Raw genomic sequence first — 12,990 nt, 5'->3', positions numbered from 1 at the left:
AAAAAGCCGCATCTCTCAATGCGGCTTAAATTTATCCTATCAATCTTATTCTTCTTCCTTCGGCGGATAAGAAATATTGATCAACCCTCTTCTGTTCTTCGCACGGCCATCGGCATTATCACGACCATTGATCACTTCCATTTCCAGTGGGCAACATTCACCAAACGATTCAAAGTTGATACGTGCTGTATCCAATCCTTTTGCAATAAGGTAATCTGCACACGCTTTTGCACGCTTATCTGAAAGTACTTTGTTGTATTCAACTGTACCTAAACCATCGGTGTAACCGCTGATCTGTACAATGGCTCCCGGGTTTTTCACGAGGATATCATACAATGAATCGAGTTTGAATGCTGCATCATCTTTAATGTTATGCTTATCAAAATCAAAGTAAACAGTTACAACCGTTTCAGGCGTAAGAATGATTTTGCGTTCAAGCACAACGTCTTTATTTGTAAACTTATCAGTGCTCCAGTCTTTTTCGTCAGTATTTACAATTGTAATATCGCTTTGTTTTTCGCTGTAGCGATGCTTACTTACCGTTACATTTCCTGTAACATCGGTATCCACTTCAACTGTATAACGGCCAGTTGCATCAGTCGTTGACTTCAGTTGTTTACCGCCTGCATTGATCAATACTGTTGCGCCGCTTATTGGCTGATTATCTTTTTTATCGATCACCAGTCCGGTAATGATCTTCTTCTTCGGTGCTTTACTTACAGTATATGTTTCCAGGCAACATTCTGATCCACGATCAGAACTGAATACTGCATTGCGCAATACTGATGATTTATCATTTGTATGATAGTACACATCATCTCTTATTGAGTTAACCGGATGTCCCATATTTTCTACTTGCTTCCAGGCAGTTTCCCAACCTTTTGCTGTAAAGAGATCATACCCACCCATTCCCTGTTTTCCGTTCGAAGAAAAAACAAGCGTACTGCTGTAGCTGTGATAGAAAGGAGCTTGCTCATCAGCTGCTGTATTAATAACAGCACCTGTGTTTACGGCTTCACCTGTTGTACCGTCGGCTTGTAAAGGAGCATACCAGATATCAAAACCACCTGCGCCACCGGGGCGATCAGATGAGAAGAATAAATATTTTCCATCAGTAGAAACATAAGGTTGTTTGCTGCTGTGGCCTTCTGCGTTCACTGATGTTAGCGCAACAGGTGTGCTCCATCCTTCACCTTGTTTTGTTACAAGATAGATGGCAGAACTCTTACGACTATTGCTGTTTTTCCATTGCGTGAAATAAATACGATTGCCATCGGCGCTTACACTCGCAGCTCCCTGGTTAATGGCTGCTTCACTTGTTGGAAGAGAAACACTCTCGCCAACTTTAAATTCATTGTTCTCCAATGTTGCAGCAAATACACGACTGTGATATGGATTTACACCTGCTGTTGCTGCAGTATCTGTTTCAGTGCTTGTGATCAAAAATTGATTACCTCCTAAATGCGTGGCAGCAAATACACCCTTACCTGTACCGTTTGAAAGAGATGTTTTATTAAGCGTGTACATAACCGTATCAGGACGCACCAATTGTGTTTTGATAAACTTCAATGTTTGCAATTCATTTTCTGCAGCTGCTTTCAACGGATCGTTGGCAGTTACATTGCTGAGAAAGCGATTCACACTTTCCGCTGCATCATCATATTTACCAAGACTGCGCTGACATACTCCGTACCAGTACCATGCATCATTATACTTTGATGGCTCCTGTTCTGCAACAGTTTTGTAACGCTCTGCCGCTTGCGGAAAATAATTTGCCAGGCGAAAACTTTCAGCCTGTTTATAAATGATGTCATTTTTTGTTACGCCTTTGCCCATGCCACTTCCCTGGCTGTTGCGTTTTGCATTGAGCGGAAAATCAGCTTTTGATTTTTCTTTGGCACCGGGTTTCAGAAATTGCTCATACAACTGTGCGGCTGTATAATAATCACCAGATGCATAATAGGCATTGGCCTGAACAATACGTTTGTCCTGTGCTTGTGTTTGTACAAAGAGAGTGCAGGCCATTGCCGAAAGAACAATTTTTCCTGCGGTTTTATATACAATGTTCATTGTAGAAGCTTTTTGTTGAAGAGAGATATTGGGTTTCATTTTTTCTTTAGGTTTAACATTCACTTCAATAAGATTATAAACGTGGGCAACGGATCCAGTCAAAGATGCTTCTGGTTCCGCTGCGTTTGATATATGAAAGACTTAATTCAAAACTGTTTACATTTCTTGTCATTGATCCCAGCTTCGAAGCATTCACATCATAACTCAATCCCACAATAAAATTTTTCCAGTCAACTCCAACAAAAGGAGCAATGGCATCTTTCAAACGATAGTAGCCGCCAAACATAAAATCAGTTTCTTCATTTACATTCAGCTGTACGTATGTTCCAATCATTGCTTCCATAGCTGTGCCCTGTTGCATATACAATACATGCGGCACAATGCTGGTACGTTCAGATAAATTAAAACTTAAACCACCGTGCAGCACATAACGCAATGGAATGGTATTAAGACTTACACTTTGTGCTGAAATGATCGGATCTTTCGGTCGATTGATATGAAAAACTGAAAGCCCAGCAAATGCATTTGTTTTCTTATCAGGCGTTGCATCATAATACAAAACACCTGCACCTGCATCAAACGTAGTGGAATTTGTATTTGCAAATGATTCGCTTGTTGCATTAGAAGCATTATACCCTGTAATAGGATTCCATTGGTCACCCCATTTGAATTTTGATTGATCTACTTTACGGTTAATTAAACCGGCTTGTATCGCCAACACTAAACGGTGATTATTATCTGCTCCAAACTTTACACCGGTGTATGCAACAGAACCATAAGCGTTGAAATAGTTAAAGCCACCATCACCCGCTTTTTGATTCATTAAGTTGATACCTACTGCAATGTTTTTATTTGTTCGTGTATCGAACGATAAGCCGGTAGTGCTGTATGGATTAGTTACACTTCCCCACTGATTGCGGTACACTGCAGATATTCTGTAATCTCCATCACTGCCGCCCGTCATTGCCGGGTTGGTATACATGGGATAGGTGTAGTTCTGTGTAAAATGCGGATCTGTCTGGGCAACCGATTGAAGCATGCCGAGCATCAACAGACATGCTGTAAGCAAACCGTGTTGTGTGATGAATTTATTTTTCATTGTATTGAACAGATATAAGATTTTAAATATGGTTATCAGGTTAATAGTATTTTATCGAACTAGTGTAATTGAGCCTTTGAGATCAACAGTGCGGCCATCGGTCATCACTGCACGTAATGCATACACATACACACCCACCGGTTGCGGTTTGCCTTTATGTGTTCCATCCCAACCTTGTGTTTGACTGTTGAGGAAGGCAACCTGCTGGCCCCACTGGTTAAAGATGCGCATCTCCACTTTGTTGATATAATTACCATAGATCATCACCCTGTCGTTCTTGCCATCATTGTTTGGTGAGAACACATTCGGCACAAATACTCCTTTATCCAATGCTTTTACGGTAATGGTATAAGTTCTCGGCGTACCGATACAACCGTTGTTACGTGGTGTAACAGTTATTGTTGCCGTGATATCTGTATTGCCAGAATTGGTTGCAGTAAACTGTGGCACATTACCAGTACCAGATGCTGCTAAACCAATTGCAGGGTTTGAGTTGGTCCATGTTACAGATGCGCCTGCAGGTGTAATTGTAAAGTTTGTTGCTGGCACAAGTGTACCATCGTTCACCGTAATATTTGCCGGAACAGTTACTGTTGGTACTGTACTTACTTCAACAGTATAAGTTTGTGCAACTGCACATTGTCCTGCTGTTGGTGTAAAGGTATAAATAGTTGTTCCTGCTGTTGCGCTGCTTACTGTTGCAGGAGTCCATGTACCTGTTATATTATTTACAGATGTTGTTGGCAGCGCCTGAACAGCTGCACCCACACAAATAGAAGCAGTTGTTCCAAAGCTGAATGTTGGTGTAACAATTGGATTCACTGTAACAGTGAATGTTTGTGTAGTTGCACAAACACCTGCTGTTGGTGTAAAGGTATAAGTACCGTTTGCAGTGTTGCTTACTGTTGAAGGACTCCATGTTCCGCTTACCCCATTATCAGAAGTATTTGGCAGGGCAGGAACTGTTCCGCCAGAACAAATAGTAAGTGTTGTTCCAAAACTAAATGTTGGAACTGTGTTTGCAACAACAGTAACGTTCAATGTTGCGCTTGTTCCGCACTGTCCTGCGTTTGGTGTAAAGGTATAAGTGCCGCTTGTTGTGTTACTGATTGTTGCAGGGCTCCAGGTACCGGCGATACCATTTGTTGATGTGTTTGGTAATGCAGGAGCAGCTGAACCGTTACAGATACTTAACGTTGCACCAAAGCTAAATGTTGGTGCAAGTATCGGGTTAACCGTTACATTAACTGTAACCGGCAGTGCGCATAGGCCCGCCGTTGGTGTAAACGTATAAGAACCACTTGTGGTATTACTTACTGTTGATGGGCTCCATGTACCAGTGACCCCGTTGTTTGATGTTAACGGAAGTGCTGGTGCTGTTGCGCCTTCGCAAATGCTTGTTGCAAAACTAAACGTTGGTGTAACATTTGGTGAAACCGTTACATTAATTGTAACAGGAAGCGCACACAACCCGGCTGTTGGTGTAAATGTATAAGAACCACTTGCTGTATTGCTTACTGTTGATGGACTCCACGTACCAGTAACGCCATTATCTGATGTTGTTGGTAACAAAGGAGCTGTTGCGCCACTACATATTGTTGTAGCAAAACTGAATGTTGGCGTAACGTTCGGTGTAACTGTTACATTAACTGTAACAGGTAACGCACACAGCCCTGCTGTTGGTGTAAACGTATAGGAACCACTGGCTGTATTACTTACTGTTGATGGACTCCATGTACCGGTAACGCCATTATCTGATGTTGTTGGTAACAAAGGAGCTGTTGCGCCACTACATATTGTTGTAGCAAAACTGAATGTTGGTGTAACGTTTGGTGTAACTGTTACATTAACTGTTACGGGTAACGCACACAGCCCTGCTGTTGGCGTAAATGTATACGAGCCGCTGGCGGTATTGCTTACTGTTGATGGACTCCATGTACCGGTAACGCCATTATCTGATGTTGTTGGTAGCAAAGGAGCTGTTGCGCCTTCGCAAATGCTTGTTGTAAAGCTAAACGTTGGTGTAACATTCGGAGTTACTGTTACATTAACAGTAACAGGAAGCGCACACAACCCGGCTGTTGGTGTAAACGTATATGAACCACTGGCGGTATTGCTTACTGTTGATGGACTCCATGTACCGGTAACGCCATTATCTGATGTTGTTGGAAGTATGGGAGCAGTTGCAGCATTACAAATTGTTGTTGCAAAGCTGAAAGTGGGTGTAACATTTGGTGTAACCGTTACATTAATTGTAACAGGAAGTGCGCACAACCCGGCAGTTGGTGTAAACGTATAAGAACCACTTGTGCTATTACTTACTGTTGCAGGACTCCATGTACCAGTAACTCCATTGTCTGATGTTGAAGGAAGTCCAGGAGCTGTTGCGCCTTCGCAAATGTTTGTTGCAAAACTAAACGTTGGTGTTACATTTGGTGTTACAGTTACATTGATCGTTACAGGATTTGCACACTGTCCTGCTGTTGGCGTAAATGTATAAGAACCACTTGCTGTATTGCTTACTGTTGATGGACTCCACGTTCCATTCACACCGTTATTTGATGTTGGTGGAAGCACCGGAGCAGTTACGCCTTCGCAAATGCTTGTTGCAAAACTAAACGATGGTGTAACATTTGGTGTTACAGTTACATTGATCGTTACAGGATTTGCACAAACACCCGGATCGGGGGTGAATGTATAAGAACCGCTGGCTGTATTGCTAACTAATGACGGGCTCCAGGCACCATTCACACCGTTGTTTGATGTTGATGGTAAAACAGGAGCTGTTGCACCTTCACAAATACTTGTTGTAAAACTGAATGTTGGTGTGGTGCGTGGTGTTACCGTAATATTGATCGTTACAGGCAAACCACATTGTCCAGGGGCTGGTGTAAATGTGTAAGAACCACTTGCAGTATTACTTACTGTTGCCGGGCTCCATGTACCAGTAAGACCATTGTTTGATGTTGTTGGTAATATTGGTGCTGTTGTGCCTGAACAGAAAGGCGGTATTGCTGTGAACGAAGGAACAATGATTGGGTTTGATAAGATCACCCCGGAAAACAAGTTGGTTGTATTTCCGTTTTCTGTGATTGTAAATCCTGCATACACACCTGCGTTCAGACCGGTAATGGTTGCCTGGCCTGCACCATTTGCAACAATAGCAACTGGACCAACAGCATTGCCATCATCGGTGTAATTAATATCGTAACTGGTACCGGGTATTAATCCATTGATCGTTACCGATCCGTCTGTTCCGTTACAGGTAGTAGGATTGGAACTTGAAATGGTAGGTGCAAAAAAAGCATGATTGTTTGCAGTAGTAATTTGGTCATCAGTAAGATTCCAATTACTCAACAAAGGGAAATCACCAAGTGTAAATGCAATAGTGCTGGCATTATCAAATACGTTCGGGGAAAAACCCGCTACAGTATAATCGGATTGATTACTGTTGGCACTTCTTGCAGATGCAAATGTTCCAAATGATTGGGCTTGTGAAAAGAATGAAAGTAACAGAAACAATATTGTTCCTGTAAAGGAAATTGGATTTTTTGGGTTCATTTTTTAGCTGTTAGTTCAGGTTAATACGGAGAATTAACGCATAAACATAACACAATCATTATACTTTTTAAAGCGATACAGTATTTTTCCTTAAAAAATGTGTGTTTCTACTTACGGTGTCGGGAACACGAAAATGAGTACTCTTCATGATCAAAAAACGTATTAAGCTTTGCAGCAATTACTTTTTTACAATGCTGATTTCACAGTTAACTAACCTATGTACACACTGATAACTACGAACTGCGCAGATAATTCAAAATTGACAAAAGGGAATAGTTCAAAAAACCTTTAGCTGTAATAAGGGCTTATCATTAAAAACACAATTACACCGGTAACAGCAACATAAAGCCACAATGGCCATGTAATACGTGCAAGTTTCTTGTGTTTATGAAACTCAGCGGTAAGTCCACGGTAAGCAGTAAATAAAATAAAAGGAAGGATCAATCCGGCAAGAATAATATGTGTGATGAGAATAAAGTAATAGACAATTTTAACAAGACCCGATCCTCCATAACTTGTTTCACCTGTAAATAAATGATGACAGATATACGACACCAGAAACATCACTGAAAAACCAATTGCCCAAAGCATTAGTTTCTTATGCGTACGGTAACGTTTGTCTTTAACTGCAAACAACGCACCCAGTAACAGTAAAGCAACAAACGTATTGATCAATGCATTAAACCTTGCAAAAATGTGTTTATCAAAACCAAGATTAATATTCAGCTCTATACGACTAAGGAAAGCTACTGCTACAAATACAATAATGCTCACCGCAAAAATCAGGATGTATGCCAGTTTATCATTCTTTTCAATCGCCGGTGGTAATTTTCCACGTTTGTGTTCTCTACTGTACGACATAGTTGTTTATTCTTATAGCGTTATTTACGGAACAGGTTTCGCTTTTTCTTTTTGTCTTTTTCCAAAAACAACAATCCAATATCTCTTGCCATCTTTGCCATTGCAATGGAATCGGTTCCATCGTACCAGCCACGTATTACACGATCTTTATCTAGCAGATAAAATTTATTCGTGTGAAGAAAAGCTGTATCAACTTCTCCTCCATCAATGGTTGCCGCTTTAAATTCATCATAGGCAAGCTTGTAAATGGTTTGTTTATCGCCAGTTAAAAACCACCAGTTGTTATGCCTCACTTTATATTTATCCGCATAACGTTTCAGTGCTTCCACAGTATCTCTTGCCGGATCAACCGTTAACGAAATAAAATGCACCAGTGAATCTGTCTTCAGAAATGCATCCTGCATCTTCTTCATATTACGAGTAAGCGTGGGACATGGATTGGGGCAACGTGTAAAAAAATAATCCACTACCAATATTTTCCCTTTCAACGAATCAACACTTACTGTTTTCCCTAATTGATTCGTAAACGTGAAGTTGTCAACTTTATGCCATACAGTATCTTTCACCAGCTTTCCCTTCACTGTTTTTTCTGTTACCGAGTCAAAAAAATAGTGACGGGGCATATCCACAACACCTTCGCTCTGGTACTTCACGATAAGATAAGCTGTAACGGGGATACCAACAGCCAGTAATAAACCAAAAATTCCTTTTTTACTCATACACTTTTCATTCGCTGCTAAAAAAATCGTCCCGATACTCCACGAAGGAAAACCGGGACGAATATGAATCAGATAAAATAATTATTTCAACCCACCTTCATGAGCTCCGCCGTGTGCCGGTTCAACTTTCTGTTCGTACTTAACCGGATCTTTCGGACGATATTCATTACGGAGATTTTTCCATGAATCACCATCCCACAAAAATGCAATGATGAACCAGATGAACAAAGCCAACGGTACAACAATGGTCATGATCAAATTACGGATCTCATCACCAAGGTGCATGAAAATAGAAACGATATAAAATGCTTTCGCCAAAGAAAGGATAACAATGATCCCTTTAATCGCAATATCTAATCCTGCGCTGAAATCAGTTCCGTATAATAAATAACCGAGTGCAAGTTCAACGATGGTAATGCCTGAAAGAATCCAGGTTGTTCGCCAGATCCTTTTTTTCGAATCATCGCCCGGTGCATCGTGGGGCATTGTTACTTCACCGCCAAATGTTTGATGTTCCATATATAAATTATTTCTGAATGATAGTTATTGAATAGAGTTAAACAAGATAGAAGAATAAGAATACAAACACCCACACGAGATCTACAAAGTGCCAGTATAAACCGATCTTCTCGATCATGAGGTAATGACCTCTTCTTTCAAACACACCACGCCATGCCATGATGGTTACAATTATGTTGATCACCACACCGGAAAATACGTGGAAACCGTGGAAACCTGTAATAGTAAAAAAGAAGTTAGCAAAATTGCTTGAAGCAACAGTACCATCTGCATTCGGGAAAGGATTGCGACCCCACCATGCACCTTCATGGTGTAAGTGATTCCATTCCCATGCCTGGCAACTTAAGAACGCCAATCCACCAACGATAGTCCAGATCATCCATTTAACCACACCTTTCTTATTTCCATGATGACCTTCATGTACTGCAAGTACCATTGTAACAGAACTTACAATGAGGATAAATGTCATTAAACTCACAAACACCAATGGCAATCCATTACCTAAAAACGGGAAGGACTGAAACACAAAGTTTGGATCGGGCCATGAAATACTGGATACACGTACTGTACCGTACGCAATCAAAAATGCGCCGAATGTAAACGCATCACTCATTAAGAAATACCACATCATCAACTTGCCATACTCCACATTGAAGGGGCTTTTACCGCCACTCCACCATTTTGTGTTTGCTGCTACTGTTTGTGCCATTTATCTGTTTTTAATTGTTCTCAAAAAATTTACGCTCAGGATACCAGTAAGAAAAATGCAAACAGGTAGATCCATAAGAGATCAACAAAATGCCAATACAAACCGGCTGTTTCAACAGGCGCCGTACTGTAGAATTTTGTTTTGGTATTATATGCACGCAAAAATAAAACCACCAGTGCAATGATACCGCCAACTACATGCAAAGCATGCACACCGGTTATGATATAAAAGAACGATCCCGCCACACTATCCTTAAATGTTATTTTGCTTGCCCACAGTTCAGAAAAACCAATGAACTGTGTTGCTACAAATGCTAACCCTAATACTGCAGTTACCGAGATGAGCAAACGGTATCTCGCCATTTCTCTTGCAGCCATCGCTTTTTGAGCAAGAAAAATAGTGATACTGCTTGCAACGATTAATGCAGTTGATAAATAAAAGATCTTCGGCACTTGCACAGCTTCCCAACCTGCCTGGTTACTCTTTACAATGTATGCGCTGGTGAAACCGGCAAACATCATTGTGATACTTCCAATGGCAATCCATAAGGTAAACTTATGCGGATGCATTTTTTGTGTTCGTTCGCTACTCATAACCTTCTCCATCTTTCAAACGCTTTTTATCATTACTGCCGAAGCAGTTTCTTTTCAATTATTACAGTGCAAGCTTATCGGCCAGTAATGCAAGCAATACAATTGGTAAATAAATGTAGCTGCTGAACATTACTCTTCTTGCACTCTTTACATCCATGTTGAAATATAACCTGACACATTGTATAACCATAAACAGGTTAGCGCCAACGAGTACCCACATGCTTACAACACCACTCATGTTAAAGAAAAACGGTAACATGCCCACAGGTATCATCAACAAAGAATAAATCACTGTTTGAATGGCTGTAAATTTAGTTGGTCCTTGTTGCGAAGGCAGCAATTTGAATCCTGCTTTGCTGTAATCTGTGTGTGCCACCCATGCTATTGCCCAGAAATGAGGAAACTGCCAGAGGAACTGGATGGCAAATAAAATCCATCCACCCGTCCATGAAAAGTTTTCTCCATCATAAGCTGCTGCCCAGCCAATGAGGCATGGCAGTGCGCCGGGTATTGCACCTACCAGTACAGCAATAGAATTTACTTTCTTCAAAGGCGTATAAACAAACCCATAAATAAATAAACTCAGTAATGCTAAACCCGCAGCATACCAACTGAAATACAACCATAAAATCAAAGAACCAATTATTGCAGCAATAAAAGCAAATGCTGTTGCTTCCTGCACACTCATTCTTCCACTTGCTACAGGCCTGTTACCTGTTCGCTTCATCACTGCGTCTGTATCTTTTTCTGTTATCTGGTTGATGGCATTGGCACTACCTGTTACCAACATACCACCTAACAATAACAACAGAATACTTCCAAAATCATATTCTACTACATTGGGCGCAAGCATGTATGCGATCACACTGCTGAACACCACTGTAAAACTGAGCGTAAACTTGATGAGCTGCTTGTAATCATCGATCTTGCCCATCACTCCCGACTTCACCTGTTTCTTATCTTCCGGTTGATTGCTCAATTTGTATTATCATAATGACACTTTTGTGTCTGTCAATTAATGCTTGCTTTCATCAGCGCTAACCGGTGTGGTTTGCGGAATGAACTCTTTTCCATCTTTTGCATAATCATATGCCCAACGGTGCACTTCAGGAATTTCACCAACCCAGTTACCATGGCCAGGATTGATTGGTGTAGTCCATTCCAAAGTGTTTGCACCCCAAGGATTTTGTGTTGTTACTTTTCTACCTTTCCAGATGCTGTAGAAGAAGTTAAAGATGAACAGTATTTGCACCAGGAATACAATGATGGCTACTATACTGATGAATTTATTCAATCCATCATAATGCTTGAATGATTCCCAGATATCGAACTTGTAGTAACGGCGTGGCACACCTGCCAACCCTTGATAGTGCATTGGCCAGAAGATAAGGTAAGCACCGATCATCGTTACCCAGAAGTGAATATAGCCGAGTGTGTTGTTGAGATAACGGCCATACATTTTAGGATACCAATGATAGATACCTGCAAACATTCCGAACATACTTGCCACACCCATTACAATATGGAAGTGAGCAATTACGAAATACGTATCATGCAGGTGAATATCCAATGCTGAGTTACCAAGGAAGATACCTGTTAAACCACCTGAAATAAATAAGCTCACAAAACCCAATGCAAAAAGCATAGCTGGCGTGAAGCGGATATTACCTCTCCAGATAGTCGTTAACCAGTTAAACACTTTGATGGCACTTGGTACCGCAATCAACAACGTTAACAACACGAAGAACGCACCGAGGAACGGATTCAAACCCGTTACAAACATATGGTGAGCCCAAACAAGGAACGCTAGGATTGTGATGGCGAACAAAGAACCAATCATCGCCATGTAACCAAAGATTGGTTTACGGCTGTTTACTGATAAAATTTCTGATGCCATACCCATCGCCGGTAAAAGGATGATGTATACTTCAGGGTGACCTAAGAACCAGAACAAGTGTTGATAGAGAATTGCACTACCACCTTCGTTCGGTAAGGCTTGTCCGTTTATATAGATATCACTTAAGTAGAAACTTGTTCCAAAGTGACGGTCAAAGATCAACAAGATAAAGCCTGAGAACAATACAGGGAATGATAATACACCCAATACTGCTGTAAAGAAGAATGCCCATATAGTGAGTGGCAACCTTGTCATGCTCATACCTTTTGTACGCATGTTCAATACAGTTGCGATATAGTTCAAACCACCTAGTAAAGATGATACCACGAACAAGGCCATCGACACAAGCCATAGATCCATCCCCACTTTAGAACCGGGTGATGCTTCACCCAATGCACTCAATGGAGGATAAGCTGTCCAACCGCCACTGAAAGGTCCGGTTTGTACAAACAAAGAAGACAACATGATGATACTGGCAGTAAAGAAGAACCAGTATGAAAGCATATTTAAGAATGGTGATGCCATGTCTCTTGCACCAACCTGTAAAGGAATAAGGAAGTTAGAGAACGTACCACTTAAACCGGCAGTTAATACAAAGAACACCAACACCGTTCCGTGCATGGTTACTAATGCATAATAAGCTTCAGCTTGTAACTGTCCGCCTTTTGCCCATTCGCCGAGGAGTGTTTCCATCCAGGGGAATTTTGCATCCGGGTAGCCGAGTTGTAAACGGAAAATAACCGAGAACAAACCACCTAATAAAGCCCAGAACATACCGGTGATCAAAAACTGTTTTGCTATTGTTTTATGATCCTGGCTGAATACATACTTCGTCAAAAACGTTTCATGGTGATGACCATGATGCACTTCATCATGCGTTTCATGCGGAACGCTTACTACTGAAGTGTGTACGTGTGATGTCTCGTTACTCATAATCTCTTTTTTATTCAGTTCTATTGACT

The 12,990-nt window shown here is 41.1% G+C and carries 10 protein-coding genes; all 10 read right to left on the bottom strand.

Annotation, left to right across the window (positions count from 1 at the left end):
* Positions 1-45: 45 nt before the first annotated feature.
* The 10 genes from VK159_RS08850 to VK159_RS08805 all read right to left on the bottom strand — a co-directional run bounded on the left by VK159_RS08850 (position 46) and on the right by VK159_RS08805 (position 12,961).
* Positions 46-2,109 (bottom strand): OmpA family protein, encoded by a 2,064-nt coding sequence (locus VK159_RS08850; protein WP_324229769.1) that lies wholly within the window; start codon positions 2,107-2,109, stop codon positions 46-48.
* A 34-nt stretch (positions 2,110-2,143) separates the two neighbouring features.
* Positions 2,144-3,169, bottom strand: coding sequence for a PorP/SprF family type IX secretion system membrane protein (locus tag VK159_RS08845; protein ID WP_324229768.1), 1,026 nt, complete (start codon positions 3,167-3,169; stop codon positions 2,144-2,146).
* A gap of 51 nt (positions 3,170-3,220) precedes the next feature.
* On the bottom strand, positions 3,221-6,730 hold the full coding sequence (locus VK159_RS08840) for a gliding motility-associated C-terminal domain-containing protein (RefSeq protein ID WP_324229767.1): 3,510 nt from the start codon (positions 6,728-6,730) through the stop codon (positions 3,221-3,223).
* A 288-nt stretch (positions 6,731-7,018) separates the two neighbouring features.
* Positions 7,019-7,591, bottom strand: coding sequence for a DUF420 domain-containing protein (locus VK159_RS08835; protein ID WP_324229766.1), 573 nt, complete (start codon positions 7,589-7,591; stop codon positions 7,019-7,021).
* 20 nt (positions 7,592-7,611) lie between these two features.
* Positions 7,612-8,310, bottom strand: coding sequence for an SCO family protein (locus tag VK159_RS08830; RefSeq protein ID WP_324229765.1), 699 nt, complete (start codon positions 8,308-8,310; stop codon positions 7,612-7,614).
* An 81-nt stretch (positions 8,311-8,391) separates the two neighbouring features.
* Positions 8,392-8,829: a cytochrome C oxidase subunit IV family protein gene (locus tag VK159_RS08825; protein ID WP_324229764.1), complete on the bottom strand. Its 438-nt coding sequence runs from the start codon at positions 8,827-8,829 to the stop codon at positions 8,392-8,394.
* Positions 8,830-8,866: 37 nt separating this feature from the next.
* On the bottom strand, positions 8,867-9,538 hold the full coding sequence (locus VK159_RS08820; RefSeq protein WP_324229763.1) for a cytochrome c oxidase subunit 3: 672 nt from the start codon (positions 9,536-9,538) through the stop codon (positions 8,867-8,869).
* Between the two features lie 35 nt (positions 9,539-9,573).
* A complete protein-coding gene (locus VK159_RS08815) occupies positions 9,574-10,143 on the bottom strand; it encodes a cytochrome c oxidase subunit 3 (RefSeq protein ID WP_324229762.1) in 570 nt (189 codons plus the stop codon).
* A 49-nt stretch (positions 10,144-10,192) separates the two neighbouring features.
* Positions 10,193-11,110, bottom strand: a complete 918-nt coding sequence (gene cyoE / locus VK159_RS08810; protein WP_324229761.1) for a heme o synthase — start codon at positions 11,108-11,110, stop codon at positions 10,193-10,195.
* A 36-nt stretch (positions 11,111-11,146) separates the two neighbouring features.
* Complete coding sequence (locus VK159_RS08805; protein ID WP_324229760.1) at positions 11,147-12,961, bottom strand: cytochrome c oxidase subunit I; 1,815 nt, start codon at positions 12,959-12,961, stop codon at positions 11,147-11,149.
* Positions 12,962-12,990: the final 29 nt, after the last annotated feature.

Source organism: Lacibacter sp. (assembly GCF_035299325.1).
Classification (GTDB): Bacteria; Bacteroidota; Bacteroidia; order Chitinophagales; family Chitinophagaceae; genus Lacibacter.
The sequence above is the reverse complement of the archived record's forward strand: the minus strand, read 5'-3'. Positions and strand labels throughout refer to the sequence as shown.